Origin of the sequence: Allomuricauda sp. TY007 (assembly GCF_010468565.1) — a bacterium.
Lineage (GTDB): Bacteria > Bacteroidota > Bacteroidia > Flavobacteriales > Flavobacteriaceae > Flagellimonas.
The window spans coordinates 210705-235232 of record NZ_WUEG01000001.1 but is presented as its reverse complement, the minus strand read 5'-3'; the positions used below and the strand labels follow the sequence as shown (position 1 = coordinate 235232).

Here is a 24528-nt window from a genome sequence, read left to right as displayed (position 1 = left end):
AGATGAAAAAATTAGGAATACTATTGATTGCCACAGCTTTGTTGGCATTGGGAGCTTGTAAGAACTCAGGTTCAAAGAAAAAATTTCTTCCGCCATCCACAGGAGGCATCAACTCCTTAATGGTTATAATGGACACCGAGCTTTGGAGAGGTCCCGTAGGAGAAAAAATAAGGGACGAATTTGCCGCACAAATTGTTGGTTTGCCACAAATAGAGCCCAAATTTACCCTTACCCAAGTGCCCCCCCAAGTTTTTAAGGGCACAACCACACATTCCAGGTCCATTCTATATGTAGAGCAAGATTCAACTTCTTTGGCGCACATAAAGGACAATGCATACGCAAAGCCACAAAAAGTAGCCGTGGTAACCGGGCCAACCGAGGAAGTGATGATCAAAAACTTGGATTCCTTGGCCGATAGGGCCATAAAAGAATTCAAGGCAAACGAGATTGCCGAAGCGCAAAGGCGTTTTGAACGCTCCTTGAGCAAGGACAAGGCGTTGGAAGAAGAGTTTGGAATTCAACTCGACGTCCCGTCACTTTATAAGGTTGGGAAAAGAGAGGACAACTTTGTTTGGATGGATATTCAGATTCCGAAAGGCACCATGAATATCATTGCTTACGAAATGCCATGGGATTACTTTAGCAACGATTCCACTTTTGTTGAGGACATTGTGAAAATGAGGGATTCCATAGGTGAAAAGTACATTCCTGGGCCTTATGAAAACACTTATATGATTACTGAGAAAGCTTTTGCGCCTTATGTGTTCCCTGCAGAAATTGGAGGGAAAAAAGCTGCTGAGGTAAAAGGGGTTTGGGAAATCCATGGATATCCGATGGCAGGCCCATTTTTAACATACATTATTAACGATGAGGAAAACAATCGAAAAATGATTATCGAGGGGTTTACCTTTGCCCCTTCAGAAGCCAAAAGAGATTATATGTTTGAGCTGGAGGCGATATTGAAAACGGTGGACTTTGAGCCAGCTACTCCTGCGGCTGACTAGAAAAACATAGTTAACAAAGCAAAAAGGCCCGAACTTTTAAAGTTCGGGCCTTTTTTGTTCTTTAAAGCTTAGGGGGTTAATCAAATGCAAAGCCTGTGGATATCCTGTAAATAAAGGCATAAAGCACTATAAAGAACAGGATAAAACTAAACCAGGCGAATAATTTAAAATATTTTTCAATTAAAAAGTGTCCCAAGTTGCGGAACCCTTCAACATAAATTTCTTTGACAAGTAGTAGTTTTTTCATAAGTATGATTTAAGGTTTAAAGACAGGTCAAAGGTTTGATTTAGCGGAAGAGAATCGAAAACAAACGGACAAAAGGCAGTAAAAACAAGTTAAAAGTCTTGGGCTAGAGCTCAGAATCCGCAAGGGCAGTATTTTAATCGACAAACTGCATATTGCCACAAACGGCTGGTCGGACAGAAATATCGACAAACTGTACTTTAAAGCGGAAAAAGGAAAAACTACGTACCGATTAAAATGGTTTGGGCTGTTTATTCAGAAACCAGAATAAATTCAGACCTTCTGTTTAAACGGTGTTGGTCCGGAGCACAGGGTGTTCCATTGGAACAATTGTTCAACAAACGCTCTTCACCATAACCTGTGGTGCTAATAATTCTTGAAGGGTCGATTCCTTGAGAAACTAGGTAGTCACGAGTAGATTTGGCGCGCTTGTCGGATAGATATTTGTTGTAGTCTTCTGGGCCAATGGCATCGGTATGGGATGCGATTTTTAAGGACAGGTTTTCGTTCTCTTTTAATAAGGCAACGAGCTTATCCAATTCTTGAGCGGAACGCGGGGTGATTTTAAAACTATCAAAATCAAAGTATACATCGCTGGGCTCAAACAGATCAACTATTGGTTTTTCCTCAACAAGTTTCTTTAAGTATTGGGTTACCGAAATATTTTCGTTTTTCTTGGTTTCCACGGTCATACTGTCCCTAACAAACCCTTTTTTCTTGGCCACAACGGTGTAGTTTGTTATTGAATCAAGGTTTTTGAACAAATAGTTGCCAGTTGTGTCCGAGACGGTTTCATTTATCAGCTTGCCTTCGTAGCTGTACAAGGATATATTGGCTTTGTTCACAGCATCACCTGTTGACTCGTTTTCAACGGTGCCGACAATGGCATTTAGGTTGAGTGTGTATTTAAAGGAGTAAATATCGTCATCACCCTTGCCACCTTTGCGATTGGAGGCAAAATAGCCTCGCTCGCCCGTAGCATCAACAATATAGGAGAAATCATCTTTGTTACTGTTGATGGGTTTGCCCAGGTTGACCCCTATGCCGAAGTCCCCATTTGCCCCATCAGATCTGTACACATCCAAACCACCAAAGCCCATGGGTCTGTTGGAAGAAAAATAAAGGGCATTTTCCACAACGTATGGAAACATTTCCTTGTCTTCGGTGTTGATGGTCCTTCCAAGGTTTTTTGGCTCAGAAAAGCCCCCGTTTTCAATAATATCAACAACATAAATATCTGTTTCCCCAAAACCACCTGGCCTATCGGAAACAAAATACATTTTTGTTCCATCTGGACTAATGGTCGGGTGGCCTGTAGAATAATCTTCGCTGTTAAAGGGAAGCTCTTCTGCCTTGCCCCATTCACCATTGGTAAATTGAGAACGATATATTTTTAGGTGGTTTATACCGTTTTTGCCCCTTTTTAAACGTTTGCCATAGTTGTTCCTTGTAAAATAAATGGTTTTTTGGTCAGGAGAAAATGCCATGGAGGCCTCATGGTACTTGGTATTTATTTTTTTTGAAAATTTTCGCGGGGAGGAAAGGTCACCTTCCTTGTTCTTGCTTTTTGCAACGTAAAGGTCGAGGAAAGGTTGATTGGTACGACGGTAACGCCGACTTGTCAAAAACAAGGTGTCCTTTGCAGAGGCATAAACAATATCGGAACCGTTGTGGAACATGGGAGAAAAATCAGAATATCGGGAGTTAATGCCCAAATTTTTGATTTTAACGGTGTAGGCGCCTTCCCATGTACGAGGGTCTATTTTATTAACCTCATTTAAGGGCTCGTCCCTTTTTTGCCGCAAGATCTTTGTTAGGGTTGCAGCCCTACGATACTTTCCTGTTCCCTTTAAAGTTTGGGCATATTTTAAATAAGCATCCTCATGCATTTCCTCTTGATGTTGTCGATAAAGCTCGTGGTACCATTCGTAAGCCTTTTCAAGATTTCCTGTGTAGTAATGTGAATCACCTGCTTTCCACAGCAAAGCTGAGGTGTGCTCGGTCTCTGTTTTTTCAAGAACAATGTCGAAAACGCGAGCTGCTCTGGCGTACCACATTTTATCAAAGTAATCGTTGCCTAAGGCAATAAGTTTTTCGGTCTTTCCTTTATCACCCAGACCACCTTGATGGTTTGCTAAATTGGAGTCGCTGTTTTCTGAAGGGGCAAATCTATTGGAAGAGGAGGACGACCCATCAATTTCGGACAGGGCAATCTCTTGGGAAAACACCCCAAAAGAGCATAGGAAGAATAAAAGTAAGATAAGTCTTTTCATTACCACTCCATCTGCACAAATGAACGATTGGGTTCATTTGGAGGTTAAGCATAGAGGGCTTAACAGTTTATTTTCAACCGCTAAAATAGGATATGGTAAGTGGGGTGATAATTTTTTGTTGTGAAAGGGGGAATATGCGGCGTTGAATGCAGAAAAGATGTTGTTGATGGTTGAAAACCATTAAAAACACAGTGCATTTCAGGCCACAAGAATCAATTTAGGATTTCGACTCGTTTGTTTCGCCTTCCAGTTTTTCGTCTTCCTTGGTAGCGTTTTTGAATTCTTTGATTCCGCTTCCAAGGCCCTTCATAAGTTCTGGAATCTTTCTGCCTCCAAAAAGCAAAACTACCACGGCAACGATCAAAACAATCTGCCAGGGACCTAACATACCAAGAAATATAGTTTGAGCAATCATATCTTCAAATGCTTTGATTAGAAATGTAAAAGTACTAAAAAGATGTTGAAGAGCACATTCGATTAACGAAAATTAGCATTTGAAAATGATTTTTAGGAACTTATCCCCTACGCTTTTTAAAAAAGCTTAACATGCATATTAAAATCTAAGCCTATCTTTGTTCACCATGGCAAAGGACAAAAAGAAAAGAAAAGAGATAAAGCGAAAGCTGCTGCACAAGTATCGCTTGGTAATTCTTAACGAAAGTACCTTTGAGGAAAAGATATCCTTTAAGCTCAACAGGCTTAATGTTTTTGTTACTGGAACTTTGTTTATTATTGTCTTGATAGGGGTCACCACCTTGATCATTGCCCTTACCCCGCTAAGGGAATATATTCCAGGCTATTCTTCCACAAGGTTAAAACGACAGGCCACCGAGCTTACCTATAAAACGGACTCGTTAGTCACCGTACTTAATTATACCAACCGGTATTTAGACAATGTAAGAAAGGTGCTGCGGGGAGATATCGAGAATAATCAAGTAAATCGCGACTCACTTTTTGAACAATATAAATTAGATCCAACTTCCGTGGACCTTACCCCGATCAAACAAGATTTGTTGTTGAGGGAAGAAGTGGAACTGGAAGATAAATACAATCTTTTTGAAAGAGATATCGAGAACTTGGGAACTCTGTTCTTTTCGCCCGTTAACGGAACTATCTCGCAAGAGTTTGACCAAAAGACCAAACACTATGCCGTTGATTTGGTAGCACCAAGGGAAACACCTGTAAAATCCATTGCAGATGGCACGGTTTTATTTGCAGAATGGACAACGGAAACAGGGTATGTAATCATTATCGAGCATCAAGAGGGAATAACCTCCGTATACAAGCACAATGGTTCCTTGAGCAAATCCCAAGGCGATTTGGTAAAAGCAGGGGAAGTAATCGCATCCATTGGAAACACGGGAGAGCTCACAACAGGGCCCCACCTACATTTTGAGCTTTGGAGAAAAGGAAAGCCTGTTGATCCACAAAACTATATTGATTTCAACTAAATGTCCCTAAAAGCGTTTGCAGCAAAAATATTTGCGAATCGGATAGCCAAAAAAACCGATAAATGGGTAAACCGGCCCGTAAAAACCCAACAAAAGGTGTTTAATCAACTGGTTGCCCAAGCCAAGAGCACTGTATTTGGCAAGGACCATCAGTTCGAAAGTATAAAATCGCACCAAGATTTTGTGGAACGGGTTCCCATTCGGGATTATGAGGAACTAAAAGGATACATCCAACAAATTATTAACGGCAAGAGTGATGTGCTTTGGCCGGGAAAACCCATTTATTTTGCCAAAACTTCGGGCACCACTTCGGGAGCAAAGTATATCCCCATTACCAAACCATCCATAAAAAATCAGGTCGAAGCTTCAAGGAATGCCATCCTCAACTACATTCATGAAACCGGAAACGCCGATTTTGTGGATGGCCGAATGATTTTTTTACAGGGAAGCCCCGTTTTGGAAGAAAAGAACGGCATTAAATTAGGTAGGCTCTCTGGAATATCGGCTCATTATGTGCCCAATTACCTTCAAAAAAACCGGTTGCCAAGCTGGGAAACCAATTGTATTGAAGATTGGGAAACCAAGGTGGACAAAATTGTTGAGGAGACCGAAAATGAGAATATGACCGTTATTGCGGGGATTCCATCCTGGGTACAAATGTATTTTGAAAAACTCAATGCCAAAACGGGTAAAAAGGTCGGTGACCTTTTCAAAGAATTCCAATTGTTCATATACGGAGGGGTGAATTACGAGCCTTACCGCGCCAAGTTTGAAGACCTGATCGGAAAAAAAGTGGACAGTATCGAGCTTTTTCCGGCGAGCGAAGGGTTTTTTGCCTACCAATATTCCCAAAAGGACAAGGGAATGTTGTTGCTTTTGGATGCAGGAATCTTTTATGAATTTGTAAAGGCAGATGAGTTTTTTGATGAAAACCCAAAACGGTTGACCATTGCGGATGTGGAACTGGATGTGGACTATGCCATGGTAATTTCTACCAATGCGGGACTGTGGGGGTATAATCTAGGTGATACCGTTCGGTTTGTTTCCAAAGCCCCGTACAAAATTGTGGTGTCGGGGAGAATCAAGCATTTTATTTCCGCTTTCGGGGAACACGTAATTGCAAAAGAAGTTGAAGAGGCACTGCAATTGGCCGTGAAACAAACGGATGCAGTGGTAAACGAATTTACCGTAGCACCCCAGACCAACCCGAAAGAAGGAGAACTTCCCTATCACGAATGGTTTATCGAATTTCAGAAAGAACCATCAGATTGGACGAAATTTTCTGAAATCATCGAAGAAAGTATGAAAAAACAGAACAGCTACTATTTTGATCTGATAGATGGGCACATTCTTCAACCCTTAAAAATCAGTAACATTAAGCCAAATGGGTTTCAAGAGTATATGAAATCCATAGGCAAATTGGGCGGACAGAACAAGGTGCAACGCCTTGCCAACGACCGTAAAGTGGCCGATGGATTGCATCCCTTTAAAATTAGTTGACCCATAACTGTTTAATTTTTATAGGAAATCGCTTATTTTGCCAGAAGTTATGATGGCAACAGAAGTAAAACAGACAACCAGGGCGCAAGAGTCCACGAATGCAATCGAGCGTTTGTACATAACTATGCGCCATTTGCTCAACCGTGGGTTTTACAAACCATCGGGCGTTTCGGGCAACGCACTTCGAAATGCACTTTTATTGCTCAGGCCCGAAATTTACGGCACCATTGCGGAGGACAAGGCGGAACTCAACGGACTTATCTATGTCCTGGAACGCTTGCCCGAAGGCATTGAGGAGTGCCGTTTCATTAATCTGACTTCCGATGAAGGCTTTGCCAAATCACACTTGAAACCCATTGTACCGCCCAAAAGGCGAAGAAACTGCTACCGAATAGACGATGAGCAGATGAACATCGAAATCACACGCGGCAGAAGTGATATCTATGATATTTTGACCCACCTTACCTTTTTGTTCGTGGAATCGGGCAAAATTTCCAAAAGGGTACTGGTGGATGATGGCAATGCTACCATTCGTGATTGGGACAAACTTACCGAGTTTGTGCTGAGCGAGGAAAAGGATAATGACCAGCGAGAGGTGGCTCTGATCCACTGTGCCAATATTTTGGGCAGGACCTTTGATGAGGTAGTTGATATCCAAAACAAATTGAAGACTCCCCAGGATCCCGACCGTTTTTTAAATGTGATGTATTGGTTGGGAAAACTCGCCATAGAAGAAGAGACTACGGGCAATAAAAGAACGATTACCTTCAGCCCTTTGTTGCGGGAGCGTTTGGGGCACCACATCCATGGAGAAAAGTGGGCCGATAAAATCAAGCGCACCTTACAAAAGCATAACTTATTGGATAGGCCGCTGCATATCATCAGTGCCAACATGCACAGTGTTATGAACTCGCTTTTTGCCAAAAAGGCATTGGCACAAGAATTTCCCGATAATGAATCCTTGGATATTTATGAGGCGTTAGGCTCCGAGAAGCATAAAGGCCTCAATAAAAAAGTAAAAAATCTAGCCGAAAAGAACGGCATGATCTTTTTGGATGACGAATCGGGAGCCAATATTGACGTTCAAATATTTGATACGGCCAAGTTCGGAAAACAGAGTTGCTGTTATAAGTTGCCAGAGGATATTTCTGAGGAAGAAAAACCCGTTATATTTGTGATGGATTATGCCTTTGGGGAACAAGCTTATGAAACCATAGATGAACTTTTAAAGCCTATGGAAGAAGAAGATGAAAAGATTTTCCTGAACGTTGATTCGGTCTCCATAATGGGAAAAGCGGGAATTTTGGAAGGTGGCAAAGGAGATTTAATGATTCCCTCGGCACATATTTTTGAAGGAACGGCTGACAATTACCCCTTTAAAAACGAACTGAACGGCTCGGATTTTGAAGGACATGGCCTAAAAGTAATGGAAGGCACCATGGTTACCGTATTGGGGACATCCTTGCAAAATAGGGACATCCTCCAATTTTTCCATGAATCCACATGGAACGTGATAGGTTTGGAAATGGAGGGGGTGCACTATCAAAAAGCGATACAATCGGCATCCCAAATCCGAAAAAGCATAAAAAAAGATGTTAAGGTACGTTACGCCTATTATGCATCGGACAATCCCTTGGAAACAGGAAGCACCTTGGCTTCTGGTGGACTGGGAACAACAGGGGTTAAGCCCACATATTTAATTACGGACAGGATTTTAAAACAAATATTCAATTCATAGGAAATGGCAGACCAACCAGTAAATCAGAATAATTCAGATGAAATAGATTTGGGACAATTGTTCCAGATGATCGGGAGGGGTTTTCAGAAGTTCTTCAATTTCATCGGTAGCATTTTCAAAGGAGTTTTCCACTTGGCAATGCTGTTCCTCATTTTTGTACAGAAAAACATCATCGTTATTGGGGCAGCTATTATTATAGGGGGTGTTGGAGGATTTATTTTGGATAAAACCCTGCCGGAAAAGTATATTTCCAGAATGGTTGTGGAGCCCAATTTTAATAGTGTTCAGCAGCTGTACAATAATATAGCCTTTTATAATGATTTAGCAGAGGCGCAGGATTCCGTAGCCTTGGCCACGGCACTGAACATTACCGAGCATGAAGCGGCCACTGTTAAGGAAATTTTTACCGATTCATATTCCGATGAGAACCAGAAAATAAAACTTTTTGATGAGTTTATTCGTGGCTTGGACACTACTACGGTTAAGGCAATTGATTATGAAAACTATTTAAAAAACTTCAATTCGATGGATGCACGGTTCCATCAAATCTCTGTAATAAGTACGGATAATAAGGTGGCCAAAAAGGCGCAACCGGCCATTATCAATTCGATTGCGGTCAATCAATACTTTAAGCTTCAGAAAAGAATCAACGATGAGAACTTAGACCTCCAAGAAGAAATCTACAAAAACCAGCTCGCCGAGATTGACTCACTACAAAGCCTGTACAAGACAGTAATGGTGAAGGAGGCGGACAAACCTATGCAGGGGACCAACATTAATCTTGCGGAAAGTTCGGAATCACAGGGCAGGGAGTTGGAGTTGGTACAAGAAAAAGATGTTCTCAAAGAGAAATTGGTCGCCTTGAACAAAGAACGGGCCAATAAATCCACGATTATCAATGTAATAAGTGATTTTCCCACAAGAGGGGTGGAACTAAAGGGAATTTGGAACAGTTACAAGTTTAAACTTCCCCTATTGTTGTTGGTCTTGGTCTTTGGAGTTTTGGCCTTACTTGAGTTGAACAGGTACCTCAAAACATATAACCAAAAATAGACCGGTTTTTAGAGAGATAAGTAGTTTTTGGCATTGGACCAATCAAAATAAAAAATGGTATGAGGCGAATCTTGGTAACTGGAGCTGGAGGACAATTGGGGCTCACATTTCAAGAATTGGCCCATGATTTTCCAGAGGTTTCTTTTGATTTTAAAACATCTGCAGCACTTGATATTACCCAACCCGCCCAGTTGGCAAATGCTTTTCACAAAAGGCAATATGATTTCTGTATCAATTGCGCTGCATATACCCATGTAGAGGATGCAGAGAAGTACCCCGAAAAGGCATTTGAGGTTAACGCGAAGGGGGTGAAAAATTTGGCCGAGGTATGCAGAGACCATAACACCACTTTAATCCATATTTCCACGGATTATGTTTTTGACGGAGAAAAAGAGGACCCATACACTGTTGATGATAAAACCAACCCAATCAACGAATATGGTAGATCAAAACTAAGGGGAGAGGAGTTTATTCAAGAGATTTTACCCAACTATTTTATTATTCGTTCATCTTGGCTGTACAGTAAAAAATATGGTCATAATTTTTATCGAACAATTTTAAAAAAGGCTCTGGCGGGAGAAGATTTGTACGTTACAAATGCCCAAAAAGGATGTCCGACTGACACGGAGGCATTGGCAAAATTTATTTTAAATGAAATCGTGTTGGGAAAAAAGACCTTCGGCCTATATCATTTTACAGATGGGAAACCAATGACGTGGTATGAATTTGCCAAGCAAATACTGGATGAGAACGGGCTAACGGGCAAGATCAACCTTGTTTTGGACCCGAATTATCGTACTTTCGCAAAGCGGCCAAAGAACAGTTTTCTTTCATGATTAACAGAAAGTTTTCTTTTTTTAGGAAATAGGACACATAGAGTTATAAAGGAGCTTACATGGACAAGGGTATTCCAAAAAACATTTTAATTACAGGTGGTGCCGGTTTTATCGGTTCCCATGTAGTTCGTCGGTTCGTAACCAAGTACGATCACTACAAAATCTTTAATCTGGATGCGCTGACCTATGCGGGAAACCTGGAAAACTTAATAGCTATTGAAGAAGCTTCCAACTACTCATTTGTAAAAGGGGACATCGCCCATTCCGATTTTATCAATGAACTTTTCTCTAAACATAAATTTGACGGTGTAATCCATCTGGCCGCAGAATCCCATGTGGACCGTTCCATTTCGGACCCCTTATCTTTTGTGCGGACCAATGTTTTGGGCACGGTCAATTTATTGAATGCTTCGTTGGAGTTGGCCAAAAACAACCCAAACTTCTTGTTTTATCACATAAGCACCGATGAGGTGTATGGCAGCTTGGGAAAAGAGGGGTTTTTTACCGAAAGCACAGCGTATGATCCAAACTCGCCTTATTCCGCCTCAAAGGCGAGTTCCGACCATTTTGTGCGAGCTTATGGAGCAACCTATAAATTACCGTATGTTATTTCCAATTGTTCCAACAATTATGGCCCCAATCAGTTTCCAGAAAAATTGATTCCTTTGTTCATTAACAATATCATACAAAACAAGCCGTTGCCCATTTATGGTGATGGGAATTATACCCGTGATTGGTTGTACGTAAAAGACCATGCTAGGGCAATTGATTTGGTGTTTCACAAAGGAAAAAAGGGAGAGACCTACAATATTGGGGGATTTAACGAGTGGAAGAACATTGATTTGACCAAATTGTTATGCCGATTGATGGATAAAAAACTCAAAAGGCAAGAAGGCTCCTCAGAAAAACTGATAACCTTTGTAAAGGATCGCCCGGGACACGATTTAAGGTACGCCATTGACGCTACCAAAATTAACCAAGAATTGGGTTGGGAGCCATCCGTAACATTTGAGGAAGGCCTTGAAAAGACCATAGATTGGTATTTTAACAATCAGGAGTGGTTGGACCATGTTACCTCGGGAGACTATTTGGAATATTATAAAAAGCAATATCAAGAATAAAACACAATGAAGGGAATCATCTTGGCAGGAGGAACCGGCAGTAGGCTGCACCCACTTACCCTTTCGGTGAGCAAGCAGTTGATGCCTATTTACGACAAGCCAATGATTTATTATCCATTGTCCACCTTAATTTATGCGGGAATCAAGGATATATTGATTATATCCACACCAAAGGACCTCCCGTTGTTCCAGGAACTGTTGGGTGACGGACAAAAGTACGGCTGTTCCTTTTCCTACGCGGTGCAAGAATCCCCAAATGGATTGGCCGAAGCCTTCATTATAGGTGAAGATTTTATTGGGGAAGACAAGGTAGCCCTCATTTTGGGTGACAATATTTTTTACGGCGCAGGCTTGTCCAAACTGTTGCAAGCAAACAATGACCCCGACGGAGGAATCATTTATGCATACCGAGTCAACGACCCACAGCGATATGGTGTGGTAGAATTTGATGAAGCAGGAAAAGCCATCAGTATTGAAGAGAAGCCAAAGGAACCCAAATCCAATTATGTAGTGCCAGGGATTTATTTTTATGATAATGAGGTCATCTCCATTGCCAAAAGCATACAACCCAGTGTAAGGGGGGAATTGGAGATTACTGATGTGAACAAGGCATACTTAAAAAGAGGTAAACTCAATGTAAGTATTCTAGATAGAGGTACAGCTTGGTTAGATACCGGCACGTTCCAAGCCTTGATGCAAGCCTCAAAATTTGTAGAAGTGATCGAGGAGCGACAAGGCTTGATAACGGGTTCGATAGAAGCAGCGGCGTATGAAATGGGCTATATCAGTGAAGATGAGTTAAAAGAGCTGGCAAAACCATTGATGAAGAGTGGTTACGGAAAAAGATTGTTGGGCATATTGAGCAAAGAGGCATGATCAAGGCAACGGAGACCAAGTTAAAAGGGTGCTTTATAATTGAGCCCAAAGTTTTTGAAGATGAGAGGGGCTATTTTTTTGAAAGCTATAACCACAAGGATTTTTGTGAAGCGATTGGACGAGAAGTAAACTTTGTGCAGGATAACCAATCCTTTTCCAAGAAAGGGGTGTTGAGAGGTTTGCATTATCAAAAGGGCGAGCATGCCCAGGCCAAGTTGGTTTCCGTGTTGTCGGGAAGAATTCAGGATGTGGTGGTGGATTTGCGTAAAAATTCCCCTACTTTTGGCGAGCATTTATCCATAGAGTTAAGCAGTGACAATAAAAAGCAATTGTTTGTGCCTAGGGGATTTGCCCATGGCTACTTAACATTGAGCGAGTCCGCGGAGGTATTTTACAAGTGCGACAACTATTATAATAGAGATGCTGAGGGGGGGATTAAGTATGATGATGATGTATTATCAATAGATTGGAAAATGAAGAATGAAAAAATAATTTTTTCTATAAAGGACAGTCAGTTATCAACCTTCAAAAATGGGTTTTAATTTGCGAAATTGACTCTAAACAGTTTGTATTTGATTAAAATAGGGGACCTTTATTTGTTTGAAGGAAGGAAATAAGAAATAAAGAGCCAGAAAAACACATAGACTTTTGATTGACAAAAATATATTAGTAGTTATACCCGCAAGAGGAGGTTCAAAAGGAATTCCCAGAAAGAATTTGAGACCTTTAAATGGTAAACCGTTGATTTATTACGCAATAAAGAATGGCCTTAGTATAAAGTGTAATAATTTATCATGTTACGTTTCCAGTGAAGATGATGAGATTTTGATGCTTGCAAAAAAATTTGGCGCATCTATAATCAAAAGGTCAAAGTCAAATGCAGATGACAGCACTACATTGGATCCTGTTATATTCGAGGCGTATACTAAAATAAAGCAACTGGAAGGAATAGACTATGACTTGGTCATTACTCTTCAACCTACCTCACCATTGCTAACTACGAAATCTATTGAGAATGGGATTGAGGAACTTATATCAAAAAAAATTGATACTATAATTTCCGGTAAGTGGGACAGTCACCTAACCTGGATAAAATCCAATGGTAGTTTTTCTCCTAATTATAAAAAAAGGGTTAATAGACAAGAACTTCCGGAAATATATAAAGAAACAGGAGGATTCGTGATTACAAAATCCAATTTTGTAACAGAAACATCTAGATTTGGAAAAAGCATCGGTATTTTTCCGCTTTCCAAAAAGGAGGCAATTGACATTGATGATTTTGAAGACTGGAACTTGTGTGAATATTATCTTAGGAGGAAAAATATTTTGTTTATTGTAGCAGGCAACAGCACTATTGGAATGGGACATGTTTACAATACGTTGAGCATTGCAAATGAGATATTAAACCACAATATTGGTTTTTTTGTTGATCGAGGCAGCAAGTTGGCTTATAAAAAAATAAAGGAGACCAACTATTCCGTTGATTTAATTGAAGAAGGAAACCTAATATCAGCTTTAGCAGACCATGAACCAGACATTGTTGTAAATGATAGGCTCGACACCGAAGCTGAAGAGATTCAACAAATGAAGGATGCTGGTTATAAGGTTATAAACTTTGAAGATGTTGGAGGTGGTGCGGATAGGGCAGATTTGGTGATAAATGCTATGTATCCTGAAGGGAAGCTGGTAAAAGACCATTACTTTGGGGCAAAGTATTTTATTCTGAGAGATGAATTTATTTTTACCCCTAACATTAAAATAAGGAAAGAGGTAAACAACATTCTTTTGGCATTTGGGGGCGTTGATCCAAACAACTTTACGGAACGCATTCTCGGTTTGTTGTTGCCTATAATCGGCAATGCCAAAATTACAGTAGTTGCTGGACTAGGATATAATCATGTTGAAGAAATCAAAGCACGGCACCCACAAATTATAGTTAAACAAGATGTAAAGAGCATTTCTGACGAAATGTCAAAAGCAGACATGGTTTTTACCTCCGCTGGAAGAACCACGTTTGAGGTTGCCTCGCTTGGAATCCCAGCTATTGTCCTATGTCAGAATAAGAGAGAGACAACGCATTTCTTTGCATCTGAAAAAAACGGATTTTATAATTTAGGCCTTGGTGTGAATGTTGAGGACCGAGAGATTTTAAATGCCTACAAAAGCGTTCTTAATTACGAGACTAGAATATTGATGCACGACCGAATGATTTCCCATGAACTGAAGAACGGGAAGAAAAGAGTATTGAAATTGATCAACAAAGTAATAGATGAGTAAAATGAAAATTGTAAATTTCTTAAATGAATATTTGAATTCTCCAAGCCTTTATAGCCCATACATTATAGCTGAGGCAGGTGTAAATCATGAAGGCTCTATGGAACTAGCCAAAAGATTGATAAATGAGGCAAAGGAGGGTGGTGCGCATGCTATAAAGTTTCAGACCTATAAAGCAGAAACTATTGCATCTAAAAACAGCCCTTCATATTGGGATACAACCAAGGAATCTACCAAAAGTCAATTTGAACTGTTTAAGAAATATGATAAATTTTGGAAGTCGGAATATGAAAAACTGAAAGAATACTGTGACGAGATAGATATCGAATTCATGTCCACACCTTTCGATATGGAATCCGCCACTTATTTAAACGATTTAATGGATGTTTTTAAAATATCCTCTTCGGACATTACAAACTTGCCATTCATTGAGTATATGTGTTCTTTCGGCAAGCCTATTATTTTGTCCACCGGGGCATCCTATATATGGGAAATACAACAAGCTTTGGAAACTATAGCCAAATTTGGCAACAAGGTGTGTTTAATGCATTGTATTCTAAACTACCCAACCCTCGATGAGAATGCAAACTTGGGCATGATCAAAGATTTGAAGGAGAAATTTCCTGATACGGTTCCAGGGTATTCAGACCATACCTTGCCTTACGAAATGGAAACACTTAAGGTGGCCAATTTGTTAGGGGCCGTAGTATTGGAAAAGCATTTTACACACGATAAGACACTTCCTGGCAATGATCATTACCATGCCATGGACAAGGAAGATTTAAAATTGTTTGTTGACAAGATGGTAAAAGTATACGAACTCCTAGGTTCTCAAATTAAAGCTCCCTTGGAAACCGAAGCTATCTCAAGAAATAATGCCAGGCGTAGCTTGGTTTCATCAAAAGAGATTGTAGAGGGTGAGGTTATTTCCAAAGAACACTTAACTTGGAAAAGACCAGCGGTAGGTATTTCTCCAAAGGACATCAACCAACTAATTGGAAAAATTGCAACACAAACTATTGCAGAAGATACTATTCTGGAATGGAAAATGTTTAATTAAAAAAAACCAAAATGATAGTTCTGCTTTCTGGGCAAATCAAAAACATTGGAGATTTTTTAATCACCGATAGGGCCAAAAAACTCTTTGAAGAATTCGTGGACAAAGATGTTGTAATTTTAGATAGAACCAAGGACCTAACACCGAACTTGGAAACAATCAATAATTCGAGATTCGTAGTACTATGTGGGGGCCCCGCATATGCATCGAATATTTATAAAGGTGTTTACCCCTTGGTAGACGACTTGAAAGCGATAGAAGTACCTATAGTCCCCTTTGGGCTTGGTTGGAGTGGGTTTCCAATTGGTGAGCCCGAAAACTTCTGTTTCAATAAAGAATCGGCCGAATTTCTGAAAAATGTTCACGAGGCAATCGACTTTTCAAGTTGTAGAGATGAAATAACTTACGGGATTTTGCAAAACAATGGGTGTCAAAATGTTAAAATGACAGGGTGTCCCGTATGGTATGATTTGAATCATATTGAAAAAACATTTGAACCCAAAGAATTTAAGAATATCGTTATAACTACCCCGGCAGCGCCAAGATTATTTTGGCAAACCATTAAATTGGTCAGATTAATGAAACAAGAATTTCCAAATGGAACTTTCATTTTGAGTTTTCACAGGGGAATATTACCTGATAAACATACTAAACTGGTTACCAGTATTGGCTATATACTTATGTGTGTTGGCTCAAAACTCATAGTACCAAGAATTAAAATCAAGGATATAGCTTATGATCTGGGCAGAATGAAATTTTATGAACAGATGGATTTTCATATTGGTTACAGGGTTCATGCGCACTTGTATTTCTTGAGCAGAAGAGTGCCATCTATTTTGATTAATGAAGACGGGCGAGGTATGGGGATGATGAAAACCTTAAAAATGCCGATCCTGAACATTCATGACAAAGATTTGTTCAAAAAGACCAAAAATGCCATTCAAAAATATAAGTCTGGTGATTTTACGGATTTTTTTAAGGCCAAGAATGTGTTTGAACAAAAATTTGAAGTAATGAAGGAGTTCTTAATGAATTTAAATGAGAAATACTAAAAAATTGTCTATTGAAAGATCGGCTGCAAAAAATTTATTATCTGCTGGGTGAAGGATTTTCTAAAGGGTCGGTCTTTCTCGTCTTCCATGTTTTTACCAACAATCTTGATAAAGTTGATTTTGGCAAACTTTCGCTTTTTTGGGTAGCAGTGCCTTTGTCCTCTATATTCATCGACCTTGCCCAAAGAAGCTATGTCAAAAGGGCATATTTAGAAAAGGAAATCAATGTCATAGACCTATTGAGGAATGTATATATAGTCTCCAGCCTAACATTTATACTGTTATTATCGATTAAACAAATTCTTTCTTGGTGGGACATTTATTTAATTGATCAAAAATTTGATATTTATGTATTGGTTTCAGCCTATTTATTTGTTCTTATTGAGATGGTTTTGTCCTACTATCAAATAAAAGGCGATGCTTTAAAGTATAATATATTATATTTTATTAGAACGGGCCTTTCCTATTTGGTGACTGCTGCAATATTTATTTATTATCTAGCAAACGTTCATGTTTACCCATGGGTATATATGATTGTTTTATCGCTATGCTGTTTTCCGCTTTTATGGTTGTTGTGGCGTAGGAGCACCAAAATAGAATGGCAATCTTTTGTTGAAAGCATCCGATCTTCATTAACTTTCAGCATGCCGCTGATACTAGGTGTTTTATCGGCAATAGGATTAAATGCAGCTGATAGATTTATTGTAAATTATTATGGGACAGAGGAAGATGTTGCCAACTATACCGTTGCCTACACGGTGGCAATGATTTTCATGGCCTTTTTCATGGCTACGAACAAATGGTGGCAAAAGTTTGTGTTAGACGCACTAAATGAAAACAGAATCCATCAGATAAGAAAAAAATTTCTGTATTATTTATTTCTTGTGTTAATAGTTGGTTTGGGAGTCTTGATTTTTAAAAAGGAGATTGTCCTTATGCTATCCAATTCAGGTTATCTTGAAGTTCTTGGTATAATACCGGTTCTTTTATTGGGAATGTTTTTCTATTTTTTGTACACAGTATTGATTAATGTACCATTCTATTTTAAAAGGACTAAGATTCAAATATTACCGGCCTTGGTTGCTTTTTTCCTTAACTTAATATTAAACTTTATTCTTATACCCGAATATGGGTATAAAATTGCCGCATGGACTACTTGCATATCTTATTTTTTTGAGTTTGCTATTATGTATACATTATGCATAAAAGTTTTTAGGATAGATTTTATTTTTGGGCCGGGTAAATCCGTTTTGAACAATGAGCAATACTGAACAACATGTGTTTGTGTCAATAGCACCATCGCACAATAAAAATTTCGAGCAAATTATTGCGGCAAAAGGCCTATCAGGCATAAAAATCCTAGTTAATGCTGGCCACTATCCATTTGATGAAAAGTTTTGGAGTATTGTAGTCGCAGGGGACCCCATGCCAATGAGAAACCCATCCAATAGGGGAATAATTAAAAATGTAAAGTTTCAGGTTTTAAAAATCAAATCTTATCGGAGTACTTTGGACACCCTAAAAAGAAGGGTGCCCAATTCGCAGTGGGAACTTTATTATTGTAACTTGGAAGATGTTTTAAACAACTACCTTTTCTTTAGATTTAGGAAGAAAACCCTAATCAAACGTACTCTAGTCGAAGATGGTATTTTAAATTATTATGACTATAGGATAACAAGAGAAAGAAGAAGGACGTTCCAATTAAAAAAATGGGTTGCTTATTTTTTTGGAATGCCTTATAACATTTTAAATGGACAACTTTCAGGCATTGACCTACCTGAAGTTCCAGATCAATATGTAAAGTTTCCAGAATTTGCTTTATATCCTGAAAAGGCAATTCCATTGGGCTACAATGAAATAAAATATGTTGCGGACAAAACTAAAGTGCTGTTCATTGGACAAGATGTACTCGAAAATGTTTTAGGCCATGCAGAATATAGAAATTTGGTTTCCTCTATGATTCAACAAATTCAAAAATTGACTTCAACTGAAAATACCATTTATTACAAACCACATAGAAATGGAAATTACCACGTTGCCTTTGGTTTGCTTAAGGAAAATTTTGGAAATCGAGTTGAATTGATTCAAGATAAATCGCCAGTTGAGGATATTGTTGATGAAATAAGGGCTTGCAAAATTTTTTCGTTTTTTTCAACGGCATTGGTCAATATTCAAATGGGTCTGGATAAGGAACAGAATGTCTTGGTTTATTCGATGCCTTTTGGCCAAGTAGATAAAAAGGTGCTCAAGCTGTTTGAACATGTTGGCATAAAAATTCTTGAATGAGTTTTTTTTTGAATATATCAATTGTTCTTTTTGTAATTTTTTTTAGCATTCATAGGTTAAATAAAAATTACAAGCTGTTTTACTTACTCCTTTATGTTTATTATCAAGGCATTATTACTTCGGCATCCTTAACTTTTATTGAAACCGGCATTTATATTAGCGAACAGGGTAGGGAAAGTTATTTTGTATGGGCTAATCTCTGTTTCCTCGTTTTTTTTCTAATTTCGATATTTTCTGTTGAAAGAGTCTTTAAATCCCTTAATCGTCATGTTAGGTTTCAAGCACCGAGTATTTCCTATCAAGGTGCAAATATTGGTTATCTGATAATTTTTGCGTTGGGCATATTAATTTTAGGTTTGTTGTTGTTGAATTTGCTAATGAGCTCCAGTCCCCTGTTTGATAATTCCGTAACTAGATTTACATATTGGCCAAACTCCAAGTTTCCAGTGCTGCGAAGTATTTTTGGTAATACAGCGGCCTTTTTGCCTTTTATTTTTGGCAATATTTATGTAAGGAGGAAAAGGTCTGGGTTGATGTTGTTATTGATATATATTGCCTATTTGGTGCTAATAGGTCAAAAGTTCAGTCCTATTGTAAGGTCATTGTATGCTTTTTTCTTGCCATGGGTACTGACTTCGAACATTGTATTCAAATTCAGCGTAGTAAAATTTGTCAAATCTTATTTCTCCATAATTTTCTTCTTGATTTTTGGGCTTGTATATGTAAAATACTCAATCCACAATCCGTTTATTAATGCTGGGGCTAAAACACCAATCGAAGCAATATTTTATCGTGCTTTCGGTCTTCAGGCACATTTGTTTTGGGGGTCAGTTGAACAATTTGTTTTTTGGGGTCATGAAAAGTCATGGGATCTTCAAGAACTATACAAGGGGATGCACGTACTTATGAGATATTTTTGGTATGGTGACTTGGACCACATAGAAAGATCAATACAAAACGGATTTAGTTTTACCAATGCTTATCCAGCAATTTTGCTTAAAATATTCCCTTTGGGAATAGCCTATGTTTTTCATGCACTATTAGTTGGTTCTGTTTTGGCTCCAATAACCTGGTTGTTAAATGTATTAATGGTTAAAAACAAGCAGATATTGTCACTTTTAACCTTCCAGTTTTTCAATTGGACGGGGATTTCATTTATAATGGGTTATTTTAATAAAGCTATTCCAGGTATTCTTTTGATTCTGATTATAAGCTTCTATTCATTTTTAGCTTTTAACCTGAAAAGAAATGGTAAATTGTCATAAAATATGCTAACAAAGTTGAACAAGGACCATGCGTTTTTTATTTTGATGTTATTGGTCTTTTCACTTCCATTTGAATTGATTTTTTCTACCATAGCCATGGTAATATTGGTTTTGGCACTTTTAATTTCATATAAATGGAAAGAGGTGGTTATGCCAGACTTCCATAATTCGTATTTGTTCCTTTTTTATTTTATTTTGTCTTTTGTAGGGGTTTTTTATTCTGAAAACCCGGTAGAGGCAACGGACAGGATTGTTCGAAAGCTTCCAATGTTGATATTTCCCTTGGCTGTATTGGTCATGTCCTTAAGAGTTGAACAAAGAAAGACTTTACAAAAAGTATTTGTTTGGTCTTGTACGTTGTTCTGTATTTTATCTATAGCGACACTGTTGTATAATTTTTGGGCTCACAATGAGTATTCCCATCATTACAATTTTGCTCAAAGCTCAATGTACCATTTCCACTTTCCGTATGATACATTGTACCTTAACACAGCATACATATTTTTGCTCTTTGGAAATTATGGGAATCTGCTAAAAAAGATACTTTCCTTGCTATTTTTCACAGTTATCTTTCTTTTTGGGGTACGTATAGGTATTGCCACTTTTTTTCTTATAACGGCCGTTTATGTAGTATTAAATATAAAAAAGCTGATTACGCTAAGGAATGTTGCATTCTTTGGTTTATCAATATTGTTGGCTTTTTTCCTAATAAATAGTAGCTCCTATTTAAAAGATAAATACTTTGGTGTACTTGAAAAAGTAGGACTCGTTTCATCAGAATCAATAAGTGAAATAGGTGAGGATTATCATAATCTTTCATTAAGGGAGGATTTATGGTTAAATTCTTTTGAGACCATAAAAAAAAGACCTGTTTTTGGATATGGGACCTATGGCGAAGTAGAATATCTGAAAAACCAATATCAAAATAGCGGCATGGATAAAAAAAACATGAAGCTTAATTCTCACAATCAATACTTAACAACATTTTTGCAATATGGCATTTTTGGAGGAGGAATTTTATTGTTGATTCTTTTAAGAAGTCTTTATATAGCTATTAAAGGGAAAAATATACAGGGTGCACTGTTTGTAATAATCTGTATGATTGCATTCATGACTGAATCCTATTTGATAAGACAAAAGGGCATAATGCTTTTTACTCTTTTTATTTGTCTGTTTATTGAAGAAAATGTGTTTAAACAGAAACAACCGGTAAAATAATAATCTTAAAAAGTGACTTTTCCTGTATAAATGTCGAATAATCTACCAAAGTTTTTATCCTTGTCGAATATTTTTTTGGCCCTTGTGGATGAATTTGTACCGAACCGGTCTAACTTTTTCTTGTCACAAACCAAGAGGTTAATTGCTTTCTCAAAATGGTCCAAACTATCACACAAATATCCGTTGTATTCATTTTGAACGGCATCCTTATTCCCAACTACATTGTTTGCAACTATTGGTTTTCCCAGCACCATCGCTTCTATAATAGTAAAGGGCAGCCCTTCCCATAACGAAGTTTGAATGTAAACATCAAACGTATTCACAAGAGATATGGCATCAGTACGGGACATCCACCCTTTGACATCAATATTTTCGGCATCGATTAAATTCCGTTGTTCACCATCACCAATCCATACAAATTTGAGATTGGGAAATCTTTTGGCTATGTCATTGAATAGGGCAGGGTTTTTTTGTGGGCTCATTCTTCCCATAGTTCCGATAAGAGGGCCATCGGTTTTTATAGTTGGTTCTTTGAATTGCTCAACCTCCTTGATGGTAACACCATTTCTAACCAAAATCGATGGTCCGATTCTTAAAGCATTTTCATGTTCAGAATCACCACATGCAATGGTAGTTCCGCCAAAAAGTCTTTGAATGTACTTTTCAATGTTAAAAAAAAACTTCTTTTTGGATTCGGAAACATCTTCCCTTAAAAACGAATATCCATTTGGGGTGTAATAGACCTTGGCCCGAGGATAAAACAAAGAGGCAATTCTACCAATGACACCAGCTTTGGAAGAGTGTAGATGAATTACGTCGGGCTTAATAGCACGAATTTTTTTAGCAAGTTTAATAGTGGCCTTAATATCCTTTACAGGACTTATTTCTCTTGTCATGGATAACTGGTGCAAAATAGTATTTGCAGAAAAATCAGTTTTGATTTTCTCATGGTCTGTATCTTTACGATCTCCACTGTAGATTACAGAGTTTTCTACTTCTTCTATACTATCAAAAAAGTGACAAATGTCTTTGATATAAGTATATACACCGGCAGCAAATGTTTCAGAAATGTGTAGTACTCGTATTTTTTTCATACCAGCGAAATTAAGACTATTTTTGAAAAAACATCCAAAGGCAAATGATGAAAACAGCATTCCTAATAGGCGGATCGGGTTATATAGGGAGTAATATCCTTAAAGTATTTTTAGAGAAAAACAAGTTCGAAAAATATTTGGTATATGACATAAAACCACTTTTGGGATTTGAGGAATATATAGATAAAGGCATCGTTGTTTATAAAAACGTTGATGTAAGGTGTAATTTGCCTGACATAGATTTTGATATAGACCCAAAAGAAACATGGTTGTTTAATTTGGCGGCTATACATAGAGAGCCTGGCCATGAGTTCAGAGAATATTTTGACACAAACATACCTGGAGCCAAAAATGTAGTCGAGTTTGCTAAAAAATATAGTATTTCTAATATTTTTTTTACCAGCAGTATAGCTCCATATGGTAAATCGCTTGCACAAACTACTGAAAATTCTCCCCTTTATCCAGAAACAGGTTATGGAATTTCAAAGGCCCTTGCCGAAGAAATCCATAAAAACTGGGCTGTTAAGGATAAGACCCGCAGACTGATTATTGTTAGGCCAAGTGTTATTTATGGACCTCATGATCCTGGCAACGTTTATAGAATGATAAAGGCCCTCAAAAAAGGGACATTTATTCTTCCCAACGGAGGCAATGTCATAAAAGCGTACGGATATATTTATGGTTTGGTAGACAGTATTGAATTTACAATGGCAAAGAAAGAGAAGTCTTTAATTATATATAATTATGCAGAAAACCCTTTGCTTACACTGAATCAAATGACCAAAGCGGCAAAGGCAAAATTGGGATATAGCAAACCTACAATAAGCTTGTCTGTAATGTTACTGTCTTTTTTGGCGCGTTTAATTCAAATTGGCTCAAAACTTATTGGGAAAGAAAGTGAGATCCATCCCGTAAGAGTGCGAAAGGCAGGTTTCCCCACAAATATTAAACCACTATATTTAATCCAGAACGATTTTGATTTTAAATATGGTTTTGAAAAATCTTTAGATCATTGGATTTCCATTGCTCCAGAGGATTTTTCAAATTAATGCACAATATGTATGGTTGTATAGAACAGATCAGAATCGTCTCCGTTCAAATTATTCTCGGTAGCATAAATAAACCCTAGTGTATTATCATTTAGTTCAACGAAATCCGCATAGGTGATTCTTCTATTGTCCTCATTTATAGAAAATAATTTTTTCCAAGAATTACCTTTGTCTTTGGACAGCGCAATTGCGCCCGTGTTATACTTGCCCTCTCGGTAGACAAGCAACATTGTTTCGTTATTCTTATTATAATAAATATTCGGTCTATGAACGATCCATCCTGTAAAAGTTACGTCTTCTGGCTTGGACCAATTTTGCCCACCATCAATGGATGTGGTTCTATAGAGAATACTTTTTGATGGATCTGAATAAAACATCAAGATATCATTGCCCGCTTTGACAATTACATTTTCTACCTCTTTGCTGCTTTGGTTTGGAACGGAAAATATTTCCAATGGCGAAAGTTTTTTGAAATGGCCACACCTACATCTAACAAGTTATTCTCGTTACCTAAGAAAACAGGCAATATATAAGAGGAGTTTTCCTGTATCATTTGACCTTCGCAACTTATTTTGTTTACAGAAATGTTTTCAAGTTCTATTTTTTTCTTTTGGACCAATTTTTATAATTCCCTTTGGAAATTCTATAATATATATTTCCATAATCACCGTTGTTGACATGATAGGTTGCTACAATTTTATTGTTCAAACGTGATAAGTTAACTCCTCGAATTCCAAACTTGGTGTCCAAAAAATCTTTACCATTGTCCAATGTAATTTCTTCCGACCATGAACGCCCCATATCACTACTGATTAACAAACAATCTTTTGCGATAGGGCTCAAATGACTTGTTGATAACCGATAAACAACCTTCCATTATTGTCCATTTCTATACTTGGAAAGGCATTGTGCTTTGAATTGTCCAATATTTTTATAGGCTTGGTCATACGGTGGGACAGGAAATCAGATTTTTATGATAGGCATGAGATAGAAATTAGGGAAAACACAACTGTCAATGTTACATTGTGTTTAGAAGCACCCCCTTTTTAATTCCATTTTGTACGATAGATTTTGATTCTTGTGGCCAAGTAGTATTGAATATACATCTTTAAAGACTAATTTTGTGTACTTTCAAGC

At 38.0% G+C, this 24528-nt stretch carries 23 protein-coding genes; 17 read left to right on the top strand and 6 right to left on the bottom strand.

From position 1 onward, the window contains the following. The first annotated feature begins 2 nt into the window (after positions 1-2). On the top strand, positions 3-1004 hold the full coding sequence (locus GO009_RS01115; RefSeq protein ID WP_163624303.1) for a DUF4837 family protein: 1002 nt from the start codon (positions 3-5) through the stop codon (positions 1002-1004). Between the two features lie 76 nt (positions 1005-1080). On the opposite strand, the gene GO009_RS17495 is transcribed toward GO009_RS01115, so the two are convergent. From GO009_RS17495 to tatA, 3 genes are all read right to left on the bottom strand, one after another. Next, the gene (locus GO009_RS17495) at positions 1081-1251 is read right to left on the bottom strand and encodes a DUF6747 family protein (protein ID WP_203532253.1); all 171 of its coding nucleotides are present in this window, start codon (positions 1249-1251) and stop codon (positions 1081-1083) included. A gap of 248 nt (positions 1252-1499) precedes the next feature. After that, positions 1500-3521 (bottom strand): OmpA family protein, encoded by a 2022-nt coding sequence (locus tag GO009_RS01110; RefSeq protein WP_163624302.1) that lies wholly within the window; start codon positions 3519-3521, stop codon positions 1500-1502. Between the two features lie 217 nt (positions 3522-3738). Further along, positions 3739-3936 (bottom strand): twin-arginine translocase TatA/TatE family subunit, encoded by a 198-nt coding sequence (tatA, locus tag GO009_RS01105; protein WP_163624301.1) that lies wholly within the window; start codon positions 3934-3936, stop codon positions 3739-3741. Between the two features lie 166 nt (positions 3937-4102). On the opposite strand from tatA, the gene GO009_RS01100 reads away from it, so the two are divergent. From GO009_RS01100 to GO009_RS01030, 15 genes are all read left to right on the top strand, one after another. Beyond that, positions 4103-4972 (top strand): M23 family metallopeptidase, encoded by an 870-nt coding sequence (locus GO009_RS01100; protein WP_163624300.1) that lies wholly within the window; start codon positions 4103-4105, stop codon positions 4970-4972. Beyond that, positions 4973-6472 carry a GH3 auxin-responsive promoter family protein gene (locus tag GO009_RS01095; RefSeq protein WP_163624299.1) on the top strand — a complete coding sequence of 500 codons (1500 nt, stop codon included), beginning with the start codon at positions 4973-4975 and terminating at the stop codon, positions 6470-6472. 49 nt (positions 6473-6521) lie between these two features. Continuing rightward, positions 6522-8210 carry a hypothetical protein gene (locus GO009_RS01090; protein WP_163624454.1) on the top strand — a complete coding sequence of 563 codons (1689 nt, stop codon included), beginning with the start codon at positions 6522-6524 and terminating at the stop codon, positions 8208-8210. Between the two features lie 3 nt (positions 8211-8213). After that, complete coding sequence (locus GO009_RS01085; protein WP_163624298.1) at positions 8214-9263, top strand: hypothetical protein; 1050 nt, start codon at positions 8214-8216, stop codon at positions 9261-9263. A 59-nt stretch (positions 9264-9322) separates the two neighbouring features. After that, positions 9323-10099 carry a dTDP-4-dehydrorhamnose reductase gene (gene rfbD / locus GO009_RS01080; RefSeq protein WP_163624297.1) on the top strand — a complete coding sequence of 259 codons (777 nt, stop codon included), beginning with the start codon at positions 9323-9325 and terminating at the stop codon, positions 10097-10099. Positions 10100-10158: 59 nt separating this feature from the next. Beyond that, positions 10159-11220 carry a dTDP-glucose 4,6-dehydratase gene (gene rfbB, locus GO009_RS01075; RefSeq protein ID WP_163624296.1) on the top strand — a complete coding sequence of 354 codons (1062 nt, stop codon included), beginning with the start codon at positions 10159-10161 and terminating at the stop codon, positions 11218-11220. A gap of 6 nt (positions 11221-11226) precedes the next feature. Then, positions 11227-12096 (top strand): glucose-1-phosphate thymidylyltransferase RfbA, encoded by an 870-nt coding sequence (gene rfbA, locus GO009_RS01070; RefSeq protein ID WP_163624295.1) that lies wholly within the window; start codon positions 11227-11229, stop codon positions 12094-12096. Beyond that, entirely contained in the window at positions 12096-12638 is a 543-nt protein-coding gene (gene rfbC, locus GO009_RS01065; RefSeq protein ID WP_313790191.1) for a dTDP-4-dehydrorhamnose 3,5-epimerase, read from the top strand. The genes rfbA and rfbC overlap by 1 nt, the downstream gene beginning before the upstream one ends. A 106-nt stretch (positions 12639-12744) precedes the next feature. Then, entirely contained in the window at positions 12745-14373 is a 1629-nt protein-coding gene (locus GO009_RS01060) for a hypothetical protein (RefSeq protein ID WP_203532249.1), read from the top strand. Positions 14374-14470: 97 nt separating this feature from the next. Beyond that, positions 14471-15430: an N-acetylneuraminate synthase family protein gene (locus GO009_RS01055; RefSeq protein WP_203532247.1), complete on the top strand. Its 960-nt coding sequence runs from the start codon at positions 14471-14473 to the stop codon at positions 15428-15430. 11 nt (positions 15431-15441) lie between these two features. Continuing rightward, on the top strand, positions 15442-16479 hold the full coding sequence (locus GO009_RS01050; RefSeq protein ID WP_163624293.1) for a polysaccharide pyruvyl transferase family protein: 1038 nt from the start codon (positions 15442-15444) through the stop codon (positions 16477-16479). 11 nt (positions 16480-16490) lie between these two features. After that, complete coding sequence (locus GO009_RS01045; RefSeq protein WP_163624292.1) at positions 16491-17750, top strand: polysaccharide biosynthesis C-terminal domain-containing protein; 1260 nt, start codon at positions 16491-16493, stop codon at positions 17748-17750. Next, a complete protein-coding gene (locus GO009_RS01040; RefSeq protein WP_306770381.1) occupies positions 17737-18765 on the top strand; it encodes a polysialyltransferase family glycosyltransferase in 1029 nt (342 codons plus the stop codon). The genes GO009_RS01045 and GO009_RS01040 overlap by 14 nt, the downstream gene beginning before the upstream one ends. Beyond that, positions 18762-20030, top strand: a complete 1269-nt coding sequence (locus tag GO009_RS01035) for a DUF6418 domain-containing protein (RefSeq protein WP_163624290.1) — start codon at positions 18762-18764, stop codon at positions 20028-20030. The genes GO009_RS01040 and GO009_RS01035 overlap by 4 nt, the downstream gene beginning before the upstream one ends. Positions 20031-20033: 3 nt before the next feature. Next, positions 20034-21248, top strand: a complete 1215-nt coding sequence (locus tag GO009_RS01030) for an O-antigen ligase family protein (protein ID WP_163624289.1) — start codon at positions 20034-20036, stop codon at positions 21246-21248. Positions 21249-21253: 5 nt separating this feature from the next. Here GO009_RS01030 and GO009_RS01025 read toward each other — a convergent pair whose 3' ends face one another. Continuing rightward, positions 21254-22342 carry a glycosyltransferase gene (locus GO009_RS01025; protein WP_163624288.1) on the bottom strand — a complete coding sequence of 363 codons (1089 nt, stop codon included), beginning with the start codon at positions 22340-22342 and terminating at the stop codon, positions 21254-21256. A gap of 44 nt (positions 22343-22386) precedes the next feature. On the opposite strand from GO009_RS01025, the gene GO009_RS01020 reads away from it, so the two are divergent. Continuing rightward, positions 22387-23391, top strand: coding sequence for an NAD(P)-dependent oxidoreductase (locus GO009_RS01020; RefSeq protein ID WP_239057358.1), 1005 nt, complete (start codon positions 22387-22389; stop codon positions 23389-23391). Here GO009_RS01020 and GO009_RS01015 read toward each other — a convergent pair. Continuing rightward, positions 23388-23846: a sialidase family protein gene (locus GO009_RS01015; protein ID WP_163624287.1), complete on the bottom strand. Its 459-nt coding sequence runs from the start codon at positions 23844-23846 to the stop codon at positions 23388-23390. The genes GO009_RS01020 and GO009_RS01015 overlap by 4 nt on opposite strands. Positions 23847-23988: 142 nt before the next feature. Beyond that, positions 23989-24192 carry a hypothetical protein gene (locus GO009_RS01010; RefSeq protein WP_163624286.1) on the bottom strand — a complete coding sequence of 68 codons (204 nt, stop codon included), beginning with the start codon at positions 24190-24192 and terminating at the stop codon, positions 23989-23991. Positions 24193-24528: the final 336 nt, after the last annotated feature.